General features: G+C 43.1%; 15 protein-coding genes, 1 tRNA gene and 1 pseudogene. 10 read left to right on the top strand and 7 right to left on the bottom strand.

Going from position 1 to position 16,120, the window contains the following annotated elements:
* Position 1 precedes the first annotated feature (1 nt).
* The 3 genes from GKR74_RS11775 (at position 2) to GKR74_RS11765 (ending at position 1,663) form a co-directional block, all read left to right on the top strand.
* Entirely contained in the window at positions 2–481 is a 480-nt protein-coding gene (locus tag GKR74_RS11775) for a YchJ family protein (RefSeq protein ID WP_154603711.1), read from the top strand.
* An 89-nt stretch (positions 482–570) separates the two neighbouring features.
* On the top strand, positions 571–1,419 hold the full coding sequence (purU, locus tag GKR74_RS11770) for a formyltetrahydrofolate deformylase (protein ID WP_154603710.1): 849 nt from the start codon (positions 571–573) through the stop codon (positions 1,417–1,419).
* 159 nt (positions 1,420–1,578) lie between these two features.
* Positions 1,579–1,663, top strand: a tRNA-Tyr gene (locus GKR74_RS11765).
* Between the two features lies 1 nt (position 1,664).
* Here GKR74_RS11765 and GKR74_RS11760 read toward each other — a convergent pair.
* Complete coding sequence (locus tag GKR74_RS11760; protein WP_154603709.1) at positions 1,665–2,540, bottom strand: LysR family transcriptional regulator; 876 nt, start codon at positions 2,538–2,540, stop codon at positions 1,665–1,667.
* A gap of 454 nt (positions 2,541–2,994) precedes the next feature.
* Here GKR74_RS11760 and xthA point away from each other — a divergent pair, with 454 nt between their 5' ends.
* The gene (gene xthA / locus GKR74_RS11755) at positions 2,995–3,807 is read left to right on the top strand and encodes an exodeoxyribonuclease III (protein WP_154603708.1); all 813 of its coding nucleotides are present in this window, start codon (positions 2,995–2,997) and stop codon (positions 3,805–3,807) included.
* A 60-nt stretch (positions 3,808–3,867) separates the two neighbouring features.
* Here xthA and GKR74_RS11750 read toward each other — a convergent pair whose 3' ends face one another.
* Positions 3,868–4,470 (bottom strand): DJ-1/PfpI family protein, encoded by a 603-nt coding sequence (locus tag GKR74_RS11750; RefSeq protein WP_154603707.1) that lies wholly within the window; start codon positions 4,468–4,470, stop codon positions 3,868–3,870.
* Between the two features lie 96 nt (positions 4,471–4,566).
* Here GKR74_RS11750 and GKR74_RS18200 point away from each other — a divergent pair.
* Positions 4,567–4,719, top strand: a pseudogene (locus tag GKR74_RS18200) (TetR/AcrR family transcriptional regulator); the annotation flags it as partial.
* A 384-nt stretch (positions 4,720–5,103) separates the two neighbouring features.
* Here the strand turns inward: GKR74_RS18200 and GKR74_RS11740 are convergent.
* The 3 genes from GKR74_RS11740 to GKR74_RS11730 are packed head-to-tail and all read right to left on the bottom strand — an operon-like array spanning position 5,104 to position 8,673.
* Complete coding sequence (locus GKR74_RS11740) at positions 5,104–7,044, bottom strand: DNA topoisomerase III (protein WP_154603704.1); 1,941 nt, start codon at positions 7,042–7,044, stop codon at positions 5,104–5,106.
* Positions 7,045–7,047: 3 nt separating this feature from the next.
* The gene (selD, locus tag GKR74_RS11735) at positions 7,048–8,091 is read right to left on the bottom strand and encodes a selenide, water dikinase SelD (RefSeq protein ID WP_154603703.1); all 1,044 of its coding nucleotides are present in this window, start codon (positions 8,089–8,091) and stop codon (positions 7,048–7,050) included.
* A 30-nt stretch (positions 8,092–8,121) separates the two neighbouring features.
* Entirely contained in the window at positions 8,122–8,673 is a 552-nt protein-coding gene (locus GKR74_RS11730) for an NAD(P)H nitroreductase (protein WP_154603702.1), read from the bottom strand.
* Positions 8,674–8,935: 262 nt separating this feature from the next.
* On the opposite strand from GKR74_RS11730, the gene sppA reads away from it, so the two are divergent.
* The 3 genes from sppA to pncA all read left to right on the top strand — a co-directional run bounded on the left by sppA (position 8,936) and on the right by pncA (position 12,682).
* The gene (gene sppA, locus GKR74_RS11725; RefSeq protein ID WP_154603700.1) at positions 8,936–10,789 is read left to right on the top strand and encodes a signal peptide peptidase SppA; all 1,854 of its coding nucleotides are present in this window, start codon (positions 8,936–8,938) and stop codon (positions 10,787–10,789) included.
* A 229-nt stretch (positions 10,790–11,018) separates the two neighbouring features.
* On the top strand, positions 11,019–12,038 hold the full coding sequence (gene ansA / locus GKR74_RS11720; RefSeq protein WP_154603699.1) for an asparaginase: 1,020 nt from the start codon (positions 11,019–11,021) through the stop codon (positions 12,036–12,038).
* A 23-nt stretch (positions 12,039–12,061) separates the two neighbouring features.
* Positions 12,062–12,682, top strand: coding sequence for a bifunctional nicotinamidase/pyrazinamidase (gene pncA / locus GKR74_RS11715; RefSeq protein WP_154604400.1), 621 nt, complete (start codon positions 12,062–12,064; stop codon positions 12,680–12,682).
* Between the two features lie 63 nt (positions 12,683–12,745).
* Here pncA and GKR74_RS11710 read toward each other — a convergent pair whose 3' ends face one another.
* A complete protein-coding gene (locus GKR74_RS11710) occupies positions 12,746–13,039 on the bottom strand; it encodes a YeaC family protein (RefSeq protein WP_181478744.1) in 294 nt (97 codons plus the stop codon).
* 148 nt (positions 13,040–13,187) lie between these two features.
* A complete protein-coding gene (msrB, locus tag GKR74_RS11705) occupies positions 13,188–13,601 on the bottom strand; it encodes a peptide-methionine (R)-S-oxide reductase MsrB (RefSeq protein WP_154603696.1) in 414 nt (137 codons plus the stop codon).
* A gap of 356 nt (positions 13,602–13,957) precedes the next feature.
* On the opposite strand from msrB, the gene gapA reads away from it, so the two are divergent.
* Both gapA and GKR74_RS11695 read left to right on the top strand, forming a co-directional pair.
* A complete protein-coding gene (gapA, locus tag GKR74_RS11700) occupies positions 13,958–14,953 on the top strand; it encodes a glyceraldehyde-3-phosphate dehydrogenase (protein ID WP_006658762.1) in 996 nt (331 codons plus the stop codon).
* Positions 14,954–15,200: 247 nt separating this feature from the next.
* Complete coding sequence (locus GKR74_RS11695; protein ID WP_154603695.1) at positions 15,201–16,091, top strand: D-hexose-6-phosphate mutarotase; 891 nt, start codon at positions 15,201–15,203, stop codon at positions 16,089–16,091.
* Positions 16,092–16,120: the final 29 nt, after the last annotated feature.

Below are 16,120 nucleotides of genomic sequence, written 5' to 3'. Positions count from 1 at the left end.
AATGAGCCAATCTTTAAAAAATAATTGTAGCTGTGGTCATCCTCTGCCGTTTGACCAATGCTGCTCTCCGCTGTTGCTTGGGCAGGCTATTGCTGAAACCCCAGAGCAATTAATGCGTTCACGATACAGCGCTTATGTCCATCACAATGCGGATTACCTCATCAAAACATGGCATCCAGATTGCCAAGCACAAGAGTGGCGAGAGGCTATATTAGATAGTTTTGAACAAACTGAATGGCTGGGCCTGCGTGTCATTAGTTCTTCTCATGCTAAAAATCCTGACGAAGCTTATGTCGAATTTTCGGCTTGCTTTATTGATGAAAAAGCTGATCATAAACAGCTTATTCACGAACGTTCCCGTTTTCTTCGCATTGATACACAGTGGTATTACATTGACGGAATAACACCAAAAGTTGGGCGCAATGATGATTGCCCATGCGGCTCAGGAAAAAAATTTAAGAAGTGCTGCGATAGTTATTAATTCTCTGTTTATCAATTCGTATATTCATTGCACAAATTACGATGAGCCTAAATTATTAGGCTTTAGTCAGTTAAGGATTAGACAGTTCCATGCAACACAAAAATGTACAGAAAAAAATTCTCAGAACCATTTGTCCAGATGCAAAAGGATTGATCGCTAAAATCACCAACATTTGCTACAAACACCAGCTGAACATTATCCAAAATAATGAGTTTGTTGATCACCGTACTGGTCGTTTCTTCATGAGAACGGAACTGGAAGGGATTTTTAACGATGAAACTTTACTGGCTGATTTAGATGATGCATTGCCGGAAGGATCTAAGCGTGAATTAAACACTGCAGGGCGTCGCCGCATTGTTATTATGGTCACAAAAGAGGCGCACTGCCTTGGTGATCTTCTGATGAAAAGTGCTTACGATGGGTTAGATGTCGATATTGCTGCCGTTATCGGCAACCACGATACTTTGAAAAACTTGGTCGAGCAGTTTGGTATTCCATTCCACCATATTAGCCATGAAGGGTTAACCCGCGAACAGCACGATGAAAAGCTCACTGCGCAGATTGATCAATATCAGCCTGATTACGTTGTCCTTGCGAAATATATGCGAGTGTTAACCCCTGCTTTCGTTCAGCATTACCCTAATCAAATTATTAATATTCACCATTCATTCTTACCTGCATTCATTGGCGCACGTCCTTATCACCAAGCCTATGAGCGTGGAGTTAAGATCATTGGAGCAACCGCTCACTTTGTGAATGATAATTTGGATGAGGGCCCAATCATCACGCAAAACGTTATCAATGTGGACCACACATTTACTGCGGATGATATGATGCGTGCAGGTCGAGACGTTGAAAAGAACGTACTGAGCCACGCTTTATATTGGGTATTGGCACAGCGCGTCTTTGTTTATGGAAATCGAACAATTATTTTATAACATAGCGCATCAGTTATTAATTGTAGTAATTTGTTGATTTATCACGCATTGAGATTAAAAAATCAGCATTCAGACATTTTTTTTCAATTAATACTTTACAGGGGCGCGTCATTTGATATGATGCCGCCCGCTGTGAACGATTACAGCAATTCAAAATCTGGTGGGATACCCAAGCGGCCAAAGGGAGCAGACTGTAAATCTGCCGTCACAGACTTCGAAGGTTCGAATCCTTCTCCCACCACCATCTAAGCAGTCTCTTTTCCCAGTTTATCAACTACTCCAATAAATCGATTTAACACACTTGAATGTGATTTTGATTTATAAATATAACAGTCACTTTTATCCAAAATTCCATTTAATGAGACATAGATCAGTGACCTATCAATCAGCTCATCCTCAGGATAGTGATCTATAATCCCGATAAAATCACCGTCTTGAATGAAACTCTGGCAACACCCAATATTGTCCATCTGTCGTATACTGGATTTACTCTCTGCGGTTTCAACTTTAGCCAGCAAGTCACTCATTAGTGAGCTTTTATAAAATGAAGGGTCACATAGCCAAGTACTTTGCTGTAGCAATACGACAACATCATGATTAAATTTTTCATATAACTCTTTTCTGCAATAAATACCTAACGGAGCATTCTCTATTTTTTTTTGTAATGAAAATCTTTCACTGACGACTAATTCAGAACTTAAAATTAAAGTATTCCCATCATAATCGACAATTTCATCTACCTCATCATAGTTAAATCTTAATATATTAACCTGTACATTATTTTTGTGTGCTGCTTGATATAAATTAATTAGATGATTTTCTTTTCCCCAGTCATAATAAATATTGGCTTCATTGACGATATAACCAGAAAAATGTTTTTTCGTTATTTCTTTCTCCTGCAAGTAGAGATCTCTAAGATCATTATAAAGTTCTTGGCCGTCCTTAGTTAATGTCATTCCAAATTTTTCTCGTTTAAAAAGCCGTTTACCCAAACTCGTTTCAAAGTCTTTTATGGATTTTGCGATGGGGGGTGTCGTGCGGTTCATCACCCTTGCAGCCTTGCTTAGCGAGCCATTTTCAACAACTGCCATAAACGCCTCTAATTTTCTTGAAAAGAACATATCTATGACCCCATTCTATTTATTGAAATGTAAACCAACATGATTATTTTAAATAACAGCATATTGATTAACCCATAATCTTCCACATCAAATAAAAATTTAAATAAATTTTTTCATTTGATGGTTAACAATATTTCATAAAAGTATTTTTATAATTTCCAACATGGCAAAGCAATATATTATATTGTTTCATTTGATTATTTTTTATTGCCCCACCATTAAATCACATTAAAATATAAATAACCAACTGACTTTAAATGAACCTTTTAGTAGTTAATTATAAAACTAACAAACATTTTTTAATTAACAGTCATAGATATATTATTATTAAAAATTAAAGTTCCCTAATAAATTATGGGCAATTATATAAACAAAAAATATTTAATAGTTACACTATTGTTAGCATCTGATAGAATCCCTCAGTCATGTTCAAAGCAATGGGTGATAAGTAACCATGAAATTTATTTCGTTCAACATTAATGGTCTAAGAGCACGTCCTCATCAACTGGAAGCGATTATTGAGAAGCATCAACCTGAAGTCATTGGGTTACAAGAGACAAAAGTCCACGATGATATGTTCCCTTACGAGGAAGTCAGTAAATTAGGCTACCATGTTTATTTTCACGGTCAAAAAGCCCACTATGGCGTAGCATTACTCCTGAAAAATGAACCACTTGCCGTTAGAAAAGGGTTTCCAACGGATGATGATGAAGCTCAGCGCCGCATCATCATGGCTGATATTCAAACCAGCGAAGGAATTTTGACCGTCGTTAATGGCTACTTCCCTCAAGGGGAAAGCCGTGACCACCCGACCAAATTCCCAGCAAAAGAAAAATTCTATCGTGATCTGCAAGATTACGTAACATCAACGCAAACCGCGGATTCCCAATTGCTGATTATGGGTGACATGAACATCAGCCATACGGATTTAGACATCGGCATTGGTGAAGTTAACCGTAAGCGTTGGTTGAAAACCGGAAAATGCTCATTCTTACCTGAAGAGCGTGAATGGCTGGATAAACTACTGAGTTGGGGACTTGTTGATACCTATCGTGAACAGCATCCAGATACCACCGATTGCTACTCATGGTTTGATTATCGCTCCAAAGGCTTTGACGATAACCGAGGTCTGCGTATTGACCTTCTGCTCGCCTCAAAGAAACTCGCCAGCCGTTGTAGCGCAACAGGTATTGATTACGACATCCGTGGCATGGAAAAACCGTCTGACCACGCACCTGTTTGGGCCGAGTTTGACCTTACTAAGTAATCCCAAGCCTCTCTTTATAGGGCATAATCATATGCCCTATGCTTTCCCCTAGATCCCTTCCTACATTCGTCCTTGGTGCACACTAAATTCAATCAATGAATTGAATAACTGTTGCTGGCCTGTTGGCAATACAGGTTGTAGCGTCGCGTCTCTTTTTTGTTTATCAAACAGCGATTCAATTAACCATCCCACCAAATACAGTGCAGATAAACAACCACCTGCCGTTGCTACATGACCATCGCACACTAAAGGTTGATTTACTGGCTCCACTGACAATGTCTTCAGCACAGCCATCGCTTCAGGATGTGTAGATGCTTGACGTTTAGGCAACAACCCTAACACATTGAGAATAAATGCCCCAGCACAAATAGAACCAATATATTGACGAGATGAGTCCAAGTTAATAGAGGGTAAAAAACTCGAATCAGCTAAAGCTAGTGGAACCCCCTCTTTGCCGCTACAGAACAAAACAGCATCCGCTTGGCTTGCCTCACACAAAGCACCCTGTGGAGTAATTTCTAATCCATGGGCAGAGCGTAATGTTGATGCATTTCCCAAAATACGTACGCGCCAATCCTGTCGATTACGCCCCAAAATATCCCACATAAGAAACAGATCGATGTCCGTAAACTGGTCAAATGCAATAATGGCGATTTCTTTCATGATTTGTACCTTTATTATTCCCCAGAAAATAATTAGGCTTTAAAGATAACAATCACCCTACCACCATACACAGTCTGTATTGAGCAAGAAAATAGAATGAAGAAATTAACCCGTGAAAGCTGGATTAAGATGGGATTTGACGTGCTAGACAGTGAAGGGTACACGCAATTTTCTATCGAGCGCATCGCCCGCAAATTGAATGTCACGCGCGGCTCTTTTTACCACCATTTTAAAGGGCGAGAGGCATTTATACGTGCTCTACTAACCTGCTGGGAAACCGAATATACCGAGAATATGCTCAACTATGCCAGTAAAGGCGAAAGCCTTGATGATATTTTGAGTCACTATTTAGATATCGCCGCCAATAAGAAACCCGACCGGGAAATCGCAATCCGTGCATGGGCACTCAGCGATAAAATCGTGGCAGAATATCAGCAACGCGTAGATGATACTCGCTTGGCTTTTGTGGTAAACAAACTAAAAAACCGTTTTATTCCTGACAGTTATGCCCAAACGCTAGGGAATCTCATTCACCTGTGTTTGATTGGCGGACAAATGAGCGGCCAGCGCCACCAACCTCAAGAATTCAACCAATTACTGCTTAGTGCGCTCAAGTTTAGAAATCCACTGCACCTATTCTGACGGTGAGGATTTTTTCCCTTTACTCGAACTTGCTTTTTTCGCGCCCTTCTTTGCCCCTTTGTTATTGGCAACAGGTGGCAACTCACGAAACGCACGCAAGTTTGTATATTGACGAGCTTGCTGAATTAAGTTGATTAACGTCTGGCTTAACGGCTGCATAAAATCATCATAGCGAGTCTGTTTTTCACTGATCTGCGTTAGCCTTGATTCCCAGTGAGCCGTCATATCGGGCAAGGTCGCCATATCCGGTAAAACGTGGATCAGCGCTCGCCCAGCAGGTGAGGCGTGAATATAACGCCCTTTTTTAAACAGAAATTGACGTTTAAACAGCAAATCGATGATCCCCGCTCGCGTCGCTTCGGTGCCTAAACCATCCGTTTCACGCAATACTTTTTTTAATGCTTTATCCTGCACAAAACGGGCGATCCCCGTCATGGCCGAAAGTAACGTTGCATCGGTAAATGGACGTGGTGGCTGAGTTTGCCGTTCGACCACTTCACCTTTTTCACACAAAAGATCATCGCCTTTTTTCACGATAGGCAATGGCATACCGTCGTTTTCCGCGTCACGCTCTTTCCCGCCTAACACGACGCGCCAGCCCGCTTCTGCAAGAAAACGCGCTTTAGCGTTAAATTTGCCATTCTCAATGTCTAAATCGATGGTGCATTTACGGTAAACCGCATCCGCCATAAATTGGATAATGTACTGACGAGCAATTAACTGGTACACATTGCTTTCATTTTCAGTTAAACGCACAGCGGCTGTTTTAGCCGTCGGAATGATGGCGTGGTGGGCATCTACTTTCTTATCATCCCAACAACGGTTTTTCTTATCCAGTTCAGGTAATTCAAATTCAGTTAATGCGGGTTGGTGTACCGCAATCGCATTTAATACCGCATGACGCCCTGCAAAATGCTCATCCGGCAAATACCGGCTATCCGAACGCGGGTAAGTGATAAGCTTATGGGTTTCATACAGTTTCTGGCAAATATCCAGCACCTCTTGAGCACTTAAACCGTATTTTTTGGCAGCTTCAATTTGCAAAGCGGATAATGAAAACGGCAATGGTGCAATCTCAGTTTCCTGTTTATCTTGGTATTGCGTGACAATTGCCGGTTTGCCTTCAATGCGAGAAACCACATGTTCCGCTAATGGGCGATGAATTAAACGCCCTTCTTCATCTTGAAAATCGATGCAAGATTCACTTGGCTGCCAAATTGCGACAAAGCGCTCATCCTTTGGCGTGACAATGTGCGCTTTAACTTCAAAAAAGTCTTTGGGTACAAAGTGTTCTATCTCTTCGTCGCGCCTAACGACCAGCCCTAATACCGGAGTTTGTACGCGCCCAACAGAGAGAACCCCTTGGTAACCACCTCGCTGTCCTAATAAGGTATAGGCGCGAGTCATGTTGATTCCATACAGCCAATCTGCACGAGCGCGGGCTAATGCAGAAACACATAATGGAATAAATTCACGGTTTTCACGTAAACGATCAATCGCTCTCTCAACAGCTTGAGGGTTCAAGTCGTTGATTAAACAGCGCTTCACGCTTTTACGTTTTTCGGGATCAAGCTTGAAGTAATCCAGCACCTCATCCACCAGCAGCTGCCCCTCTCTATCGGGGTCTCCTGCGTGGACAACGACGCTGGCTTGTTTAAGTAGCGTGTCGATAGTGTTTAATTGTTTGGTTACTGCGGAACGAGGCTTCAATTGCCACTTCTCAGGAATGATCGGCAAATCTTGCAAATTCCAACGGGCATAACGCGGATCATACGCATCCGGTTCAGCCTGTTCTAAAAGATGCCCAATGCACCACGTGACCATCTGGTCATCGCCACATTGAATAAAACCATCCCCTTTACGATGAGGTTTTGGCAGTACATCCGCAATGGCCCGTGCAAGACTGGGCTTTTCCGCAATAAACAAACGCATAGATTAGTCGATCACTTCAATTAAAGGCACACCGCTTTGTGCAGGTAATAAGGTACCGACAGACTGTAACAAAACACCTTGCTGCTGTGCAATCTCTTTAATTTTAGCGACTTCCGATGGTTTAATCGCGATGAGAAGCCCGCCTGACGTTTGTGGGTCACACAATAATTGGCGCTGCATATCGCTCATTGGTCCAATTAAATGACCGTAGCTATCAAAGTTGCGCTGAGTTCCACCCGGCACACAACCCGCTTCAATGTATTTTTCCACATCAGCAAGTTTTGGCACTTTGCTAAAGGAAATCTGAGCACGAACACCGGAGCCTTCACAGATCTCACTTAAATGACCAAGCAAACCAAAGCCCGTTACGTCCGTCATCGCCGTCACGCCGTCTAAAGGTGCAACAACCGCACCGAACTTGTTCATTTGGCACATAGTTTCAGCAGCCAGGTGCGCATGTTCTGGTGCTAACACGCCTTTTTTCTCAGCCGTGGTTAGCACACCAATACCCAACGGTTTGGTTAGGAACAGTTCGCAATCTGCACTCGCAGCACTGTTTTTCTTCACATAATCTGTGTTCACGACCCCAGTCACCGCTAAACCAAAGATAGGTTCTGGTGAGTCGATAGAGTGACCGCCTGCCAGTGAAATTCCTGCATCCGCACAAGCAGCACGTCCGCCTTCAATCACTTCGCGAGCCACTTCTGGTGGCAATTTAGCAATCGGCCAGCCAAGGATCGCAATCGCCATAATTGGCTTACCGCCCATCGCAAAAATATCGCTGATAGCGTTCGTTGCAGCAATACGTCCGAATTCAAATGGGTTATCCACGATAGGCATAAAGAAGTCAGTTGTACTGATAATGCCGATGCCATTACCTAAATCATAAACTGCGGCATCATCTTTGGTTTCATTGCCCACTAATAAGTGAGGATCATGAAATTTAGCTTGTTCCGTATGTAAGATTTGCTCTAACACTTTTGGTGCGATTTTGCATCCGCAACCAGCACCATGGCTATATTGGGTCAGTCTAATTTTTTCTGTCATTGTCTGTCTCTTTAGAAATTCGCTATCTATTTAAAAATAGGACACAAAGCCTGTCATATCAGGTTGTTGAGCTTTTGCAGGTGCTTTTAATTCTGGGGTGCCTATATAAAGGAAACCGACAATATGGTCATTTTCTTCACAACCTAAACCGTCACGCACGATAGCGTCTTCCGTCCATGAACCTGAACGCCAAATACCGCCAAAACCTTGTGCTAATGCGGCCATTTGCATCGCTTGTACGGTGCAGCTTGCGGCAACAATTTGTTCCCACTGTGGCACTTTGGGATGATCTTTCACTTTCGCAATCACGGTAATGATGAGCGGCGCACGAAATGGTGCATTACGCGCTTTTTCTTCAACTTCCGCGCCTAACTTGCCTTCTACAGCCGCTTTTTCAAGCAGTTGGCTGAAGCGAGCGATACCATCTCCTTGCATGACAACAAAGTGCCATGGCTTCAATGCCCCGTGGTCTGGCGCTCTCATTCCTGCGGCAAGAATATTGTCGAGTTGTTCGCCTTGCGGCGCTGGAGTGGTTAAGCGTGAAGCTGAACGGCGGTTCAACAAAAGGGTTAATGCATCCATATTGATCTCCGATTAAGAGTAAGCTGATGTAGTGCTCAGCAAAATAGAAATACCATCGGGCTATTGTACAACGCTCACAATGGTTTTGTTATGAATAATCCTGTATTACATTATTTGGTATCTGTCATCGTTTGATACTGTATAGGATTAAATCTATTGATTAATCTATCTATTAATCATCTGTCAAATAGATGATATTCTAAATCATTCGCGCGTCATCTTATGCCGCCAACTTGATTGATATCCTCACACTGGAGAAAAAATGCGACAACTCTGGGATATTTTCGCCACCGTCTTTAAGTTTAGCTGGCGAGTCATTAATTTCATTCGACAATTTGTTTTCAACGCAATTTTCTTCGTGTTGCTATTTTTAGTGATCGGCGGTTATTCTCTCTTGCAATCCGACAGCGAGCCAGAAAAAAACTATTTTGGTGCACTGGTTGTTGATCTACAAGGGGTTGTTGTCGACCAGGTCTCTTCCCCGGATCCTTTCGGACGCATGAGCCGCGAATTGCTGGGTACCTCGAACAACTTAATGCAGGAAAACTCGCTATTCGATATCGTCGATACCATTCGTACAGCCGCTGACGATGACCGCATTACAGGTCTAATACTACGTTTAGATAATCTGGTTGGTGCCGATCAACCCTCCATGGCATACATCGGTAAAGCGATTGAAGAGTTTAAAGCCTCTGGAAAATCAGTCTATGCAATGGGCGATAGCTATACACAAGCTCAATATTATTTAGCGAGCTTCGCGGATGAAATTTATCTCGCCCCCCATGGCGCCGTCGGTATTTACGGTTTCTCAACGGATACCCTGTATTACAAATCTTTATTAGAAAAACTCAAGGTAAGCACCCATATTTTCCGCGTTGGTACCTACAAATCTGCAGTTGAACCAATGATGCGCGATAATATGTCACCTGAAGCCCGTGAGGCTAACCTGCTCTGGTTAAATACCTTATGGGATAATTATTTAGGATCTATCGCGGAGAATCGCCAATCTAAAGCTGAACAAATCTTCCCGGGAGCAGATAAGCTCATTGCACAACTTCGCGCCGCCAAGGGTGATACTGCGCAGTATGCTTTGCAGCAAAAATTAGTGGATAAGATTTACACTCGTGAGCAAGCCGAAAATGTGTTCTCTAATCAGTTTGGTTGGAATAAAGAAGATAAAACATTCAATGGCATTAGCATCTATGATTACTCCACTAAAATTGCCGATACCAGCAACAGCGACGGTAATATTGCGGTTATTGTCGTTCAAGGTGCCATCATGGATGGTCCACAAACTCCCGGTATTGCTGGTGGCGAAACCCTAGCAGCTCAAATCCGTGATGCGCGCTTAAATGAAAACATTAAAGCCATCGTATTACGTGTTAATAGCCCAGGGGGAAGTGTCAGTGCTTCTGACCTGATCCGCAGTGAATTAGCCGCTGCGCGTACCGCGAAGAAACCGGTCGTCGTATCCATGGGTGGCATGGCCGCATCAGGCGGTTACTGGATCTCAACGCCAGCTGACTACATCATTGCTAGCCCAAGCACTTTAACCGGCTCTATCGGTATTTTCGGTGTGATCAATACCTTTGAAAGCTCATTAGAATCTATCGGCGTTTATACTGACGGTGTTTCGACGTCCCCATTAGCAGGCGTTTCTGTCACTAAAGGGATTAGCCCACAATTTTCCGATATGATGCAAATCACCATCGAAAATGGCTACCAAACCTTTATTGGCTTAGTCGCTCAATCTCGCCATAAAACACCGGAAGAAATCGATAAGATTGCCCAAGGTCGCGTGTGGATTGGTAAGGATGCGCTAAAAATTGGTTTAGTCGATGAACTCGGTGATTTCGATGATGCCGTCGCAAAAGCCGCCGAATTAGCGAAAGTAAAATCTGTCGAGCTGGATTGGATGCAACCTGAACTGTCCTTTATGGATCAGTTGATCCTTGAATTGACTAGCAACGTTCAAGTCATGATGCCTGATGCATTGCAAACATTCCTACCACCAGCGGTCGCTACTGATATTCGCCGCCAAGCTCAGTTCTTCTTAAAAATGAACGATCCACAAAATCGTTACGCATTTTGCTTAAACTGCGCAGAAATTAACTAATTATTCATTTTCACCCATGGCTCCCCTCTCAAGGCAACCTTAGAGGGGGCTGCCATTCGCGGTGGATGACGCTGGCGTAAACTGAAGTTTCCATCACAACAATCTGCAATATCTTGTTTTATCCATAGATTATCTCCAGTAAATAAGCCAAAATCCTTATAATCCAAATTATTCACACACAGAATTTCTTATTCATACAGAACTTTATCTGTCATCGTTAGGTAACAAAATGCAGAAGAAATCGATTTATGTCGTTTATACGGGTGGCACCATCGGCATGCGCCATTCTCCTCAAGGCTATATTCCTGTTTCTGGTCACCTACAGGCACAATTAGCCCAAATGCCTGAGTTTCATCGCCCTGAAATGCCAACATTTACGATCCGTGAACACCAGCCTTTAATCGACTCTTCTGACATTACACCGGAAGATTGGCAAAATATTGCCGATGACATCAGTGAAAATTACGATAAATATGATGGTTTTGTGATCCTGCATGGCACTGACACCATGGCATTTACGGCTTCTGCACTCTCCTTTATGTTTGAAAACTTGAAGAAGCCGATTATTGTGACAGGGTCACAGATTCCACTGGAAGCCCTACGTTCCGATGGGCAAACCAACCTGCTTAATGCACTCTATTTAGCGGCAAACTACCCGATCAATGAAGTGGGGTTATTCTTCAATAATAAACTGTATCGCGGTAACCGCACTGTGAAAGCTCATGCGGATGGTTTTGAAGCTTTCACCTCGCCAAACTGTTCCCCACTGATGGAAGCCGGTATTCATATCCGTACATTCAATGCCTGCCCAGCACCGATTGGCGTTGGCGAATTAAAAACCCATCGCATTACCCCGCAGCCTATTGGAGTTGTCACGCTCTACCCGGGGTTATCGATTGAAATCGTACGAAATATTCTTCAGCAACCGGTTAAAGCGCTAATCTTGCGCTCTTACGGTGTAGGAAATGCCCCTCAGCAACCGGAACTTCTGCGTATTCTTCGTGAAGCAACTTCTCGCGGCATTATTGTCGTCAACCTTACCCAATGTATTTCTGGGCGGGTAAATATGGAAGGTTACGCCACCGGACACGCATTAGCAGAATCTGGAGTGATCAGTGGTTTTGATATGACTTTTGAAGCCGCATTGAGTAAATTACATTACTTACTAAGCCAAGATTATACCTCTGAGCTTATTCGAGAATTAATGCAAAATAATCTACGTGGTGAATTAAGCTACGCCGATGAATAAGCCATAACCTACTGAGAAGAATGATGAAATCAGCATTACTGTTAGTCGACTTACAAAATGATTTTTGTACTGGTGGTGCTCTCGCTGTAAAACAAAGCGAACAGGTTATTAAAACCGCAAACCACGTTATTAAGCAATGCCAAAAACAGGGTATTACGGTGATCGCCAGCCAAGATTGGCATCCAGAAAACCACCTCAGTTTTGCCGTCAATTCTAACCAGCCTGTTGGCACCCTTGGCGAACTGAATGGATTGCCACAGGTTTGGTGGCCGGTTCACTGTGTACAAGGCTCCCATGGTGCTGATTTCCATCCAGAGCTTCATCGCCAAGCTATTCAAAAGGTATTTACTAAAGGTGAAAATCCGCAGGTAGATAGCTACAGTGCCTTTTTTGATAATGACCGAGTCAGTCAAACTGAACTTCATGTGTGGCTTCAGCAGCAACAAATCAGCCATTTAATGATTATGGGCATTGCGACCGACTATTGTGTGAAGTTTACTGTACTGGACGCGCTGAGACTGGGATACCGCGTCGATGTGCTAACGGATGGGTGTCGCGGCGTTAATTTAGCCCCTGAAGATAGCCTGAAGGCTTTAGCAGAAATGCAGAATGCGGGTGCTAAGTTAGTAACATTGCCACTCTAGCGTTCCATCACCCTACTAATGAGTTTCAAATTTTGGCCCTGCTAATTTGCAGGGCTAACTATCTTATTCGTCGTTTTCTTGCGGTTTCAATGTCGCAAGCCTATCTCCTTGAAAAAGCGCTTTTAATTCTTGCTTACTCTTCATGGTAATTTGGCCGTCTGTACCGACCGTCATATGCTCCGCATCATGGTTATGGCGAGATTGCCATAACATCACCATCTGCAAGGTATTTTCTTTTTGTTCTGGCGTTAATGCCACGCCATCCGGCCATTTACCTAACTCCACTGCCGTCACTAAACGCTGGTAAATTTCTGGGGTCATGACAGACAGCAATTGGTCTATTTGTTGTGCATCCATTTCTACGCTCACGTTATGCCTCATCACATCAAGTTAGTGGCAATCAAGATAATTATTTTTTATGGTTTTATGAATATATGGCATTTTGAATAATCAGCCGAGTCGTTATTGCTGAACATATTTTCATACTTCAGCAAGCTTCAGCACGCTATCCTGCGGTCTTTTCACCCGTTTGGTCATCTGTAAAACTTAGCGATGCTGAATTTATGCAGTAACGCTGTCCGGTTGGTTGTGGACCATCAGGAAATACATGTCCAAGATGCGCATTGCAATTACCACAGCGCACTTCTATACGGTGCATTCCATGAGAGAGATCTTCGATAAATTTTATCAAACTTTCATCAATTGGTTGAAAGAAACTCGGCCATCCGCAGCCCGCATCAAATTTGGTCTCAGAAAGGAATAAAGGAGTTCCACAACAGAGACATTCATACACGCCATCTTTACGGTTATGCAATAATTGGCCACTAAATGGGGGCTCAGTGCCAGCCTCTTGTGTAACATACAGCTGGACTTGGTTAAGCTTTGATAAATCAACAGCTTGCTTATCTTTATTCGACATCGATTACCTACTCTTTTTCAAAAAGATGCGTATTAAAGCGATTTCGCACCCATTTCAAGCAACAAAAACTTAACAACGCTCAGTGGAAAACTATTCTAGACTATTAAGGTTAGAACTTTACGGTTTGATTTGTGATGAGCCTCACATATATCACTGATGGATGGTTTCATTATGCTGAACAATCCCGATAATACGTGCGGCTGTATTTGCTGCTGAAGTGACTGACAAATATGCAGATAGTGGTATCAGAATTGATTTTTTTCAATAATTGACACGATTCCGCTTGACGGCTGGCAAGGTTTTGGTAACTTTAAGTACATCTTAATTCACGAAATAAAATAGCTGGTGGAAATACTATGACTATCAAAGTAGGTATTAATGGTTTTGGTCGTATCGGCCGTATCGTTTTCCGTGCTGCACAAGAGCGTTCTGACATCGAAATCGTTGCTATCAACGACCTGCTCGATGCAGAGTACATGGCATACATGTTGAAATACGACTCAACTCACGGTCGTTTCAACGGTACTGTTGAAGTTAAAGATGGTCACTTAGTTGTTAACGGTAAAAAAATCCGTGTTACAGCAGAGAAAGATCCTGCAAACCTGAAATGGAACGAAGTCGGTGTTGATGTTGTTGCTGAAGCAACTGGTATCTTCCTGACTGACGAGACTGCTCGTAAACACATCCAAGCAGGCGCGAAGAAAGTTGTGTTAACTGGTCCTTCTAAAGATGACACTCCAATGTTCGTTATGGGCGTTAACCACAAAGCTTACGCAGGTCAAGAAATCGTTTCTAACGCATCTTGCACAACTAACTGCTTAGCTCCACTGGCTAAAGTTATCAACGACAAATTTGGTATCGTTGAAGGTCTGATGACCACTGTTCACGCAACCACAGCAACACAAAAAACTGTTGATGGTCCATCTCACAAAGACTGGCGTGGTGGTCGTGGTGCTTCTCAAAACATCATCCCATCTTCAACTGGTGCTGCTAAAGCTGTAGGTAAAGTTATTCCTGAGCTGAACGGTAAACTGACTGGTATGTCTTTCCGTGTTCCAACTCCTAACGTTTCTGTTGTTGACCTGACTGCACGTCTGGCAAAACCAGCAACTTACGCACAAATCTGTGACGCTATCAAAGAAGCAGCAGAAGGCGAGCTGAAAGGCGTTCTGGGTTACACTGAAGACGACGTTGTATCTACCGATTTCAACGGCGAAAAACTGACTTCAGTATTCGATGCTAAAGCAGGTATCGCTCTGAACGACAACTTTGTGAAACTGGTTTCTTGGTATGACAACGAAACTGGTTACTCTAACAAAGTTCTAGACCTGATTGCTCACATCTCTAAATAAGAGCTGTTAAGCAACCAGTGTGACTGAGCCGCCTCTTGGCGGCTCTTTTGTATCTTTCATACATTCAAAATTAAAGCCCAGCTCAATATACTCCAAGCTGCGTCCCCCGCTTCATTCAATGCCACTTGCAGTATCGTGAGTTTGTTATATTGTTATTTCTAGTTACTGCCCTATTTATAGGCGCTGTTCTATTTATAGTCGCTGATTTAGGTCGTGATGATGGACCAACAACCACAGGCGCAAGACAATGCATGATAAAATTTTTGCTTTACCTGTTATCAAACAAATTTCTCCTTACATTACCCAACGTCAACTTGACGATTTACCGCTGATCGTCATTTCCCACCCAAAAGTGCGAGGTGCCGTGAGCCTACAAGGTGCCCACTTAATTGACTGGCAACCCGCAGGTCAAAAACCCTGCCTTTGGTTAAGTCCAGAAAGTGCGTTTAAAGAAGGGGTTGCCATTCGTGGCGGTATTCCTATTTGCTGGCCATGGTTTGGACCTGTAAATAGCCCTAGTCACGGATTTGCCCGTATTTTACCTTGGCAATTTACGGCTCATAATGAACATGATTGTGGTGTCATTCTCACCTTTACCCTGACAGACAACGAATACACCCGCAAACTCTGGCCTCATGAGTTCACGCTGATCCTACGTATGAAGCTCGGGGAAACTTGCGAACTTGAATTAGAAAGCTACGGTGACTTCGAGGCCACCGCTGCACTACACAGCTATTTCAATATCAGTGATATCCAGAAAGCCACCGTTTATGGACTTGGTGGGCATTACATCGATAAAGTCGCCGATAGAGAAGCCTATATTTCAGAACCGCTAAAATTTAATAAGCACACTGACCGCATATATACCGAGCCAGAAGAATACAGTTTATTGCGTGATGATGGCTGGAATCGCACTATTGAGCTGCATCACTATCATCATAGTGACGTGGTGTGCTGGAACCCTTGGGCGGAGTTATCGTGCAGCATGCAGGATATGCCTAATAATGGTTACAAACAGATGGTTTGTGTGGAAACGGCTCGCATTCATATGCCAATGAAATCTGAAGCGCAAAGCCCTTCTCGCCTTTCTCTCGTGATGGTATGCCGCGAAAATAAACCGCAGCCACAGCAAGAATAACCACGCGTAAAATAATCGTAAGAATAAAT

It is taken from the genome of Providencia sp. wls1914 (genome assembly GCF_009706645.1).
Classification (GTDB): domain Bacteria; phylum Pseudomonadota; class Gammaproteobacteria; order Enterobacterales; family Enterobacteriaceae; genus Providencia; species Providencia zhijiangensis.
This window is presented reverse-complemented; position numbering and strand designations above follow the sequence as displayed.

Coding starts and splice junctions, on each gene's coding strand:
- GKR74_RS11775 (WP_154603711.1), top strand. CDS start 2: ATGAGCCAATCTTTAAAAAATAATTGTAGCTGTGGTCATCCTCTGCCG.
- purU (WP_154603710.1), top strand. CDS start 571: ATGCAACACAAAAATGTACAGAAAAAAATTCTCAGAACCATTTGTCCA.
- GKR74_RS11760 (WP_154603709.1), bottom strand. CDS start 2,540: ATGTTCTTTTCAAGAAAATTAGAGGCGTTTATGGCAGTTGTTGAAAAT.
- xthA (WP_154603708.1), top strand. CDS start 2,995: ATGAAATTTATTTCGTTCAACATTAATGGTCTAAGAGCACGTCCTCAT.
- GKR74_RS11750 (WP_154603707.1), bottom strand. CDS start 4,470: ATGAAAGAAATCGCCATTATTGCATTTGACCAGTTTACGGACATCGAT.
- GKR74_RS11740 (WP_154603704.1), bottom strand. CDS start 7,044: ATGCGTTTGTTTATTGCGGAAAAGCCCAGTCTTGCACGGGCCATTGCG.
- selD (WP_154603703.1), bottom strand. CDS start 8,091: ATGACAGAAAAAATTAGACTGACCCAATATAGCCATGGTGCTGGTTGC.
- GKR74_RS11730 (WP_154603702.1), bottom strand. CDS start 8,673: ATGGATGCATTAACCCTTTTGTTGAACCGCCGTTCAGCTTCACGCTTA.
- sppA (WP_154603700.1), top strand. CDS start 8,936: ATGCGACAACTCTGGGATATTTTCGCCACCGTCTTTAAGTTTAGCTGG.
- ansA (WP_154603699.1), top strand. CDS start 11,019: ATGCAGAAGAAATCGATTTATGTCGTTTATACGGGTGGCACCATCGGC.
- pncA (WP_154604400.1), top strand. CDS start 12,062: ATGAAATCAGCATTACTGTTAGTCGACTTACAAAATGATTTTTGTACT.
- GKR74_RS11710 (WP_181478744.1), bottom strand. CDS start 13,039: ATGGATGCACAACAAATAGACCAATTGCTGTCTGTCATGACCCCAGAA.
- msrB (WP_154603696.1), bottom strand. CDS start 13,601: ATGTCGAATAAAGATAAGCAAGCTGTTGATTTATCAAAGCTTAACCAA.
- gapA (WP_006658762.1), top strand. CDS start 13,958: ATGACTATCAAAGTAGGTATTAATGGTTTTGGTCGTATCGGCCGTATC.
- GKR74_RS11695 (WP_154603695.1), top strand. CDS start 15,201: ATGCATGATAAAATTTTTGCTTTACCTGTTATCAAACAAATTTCTCCT.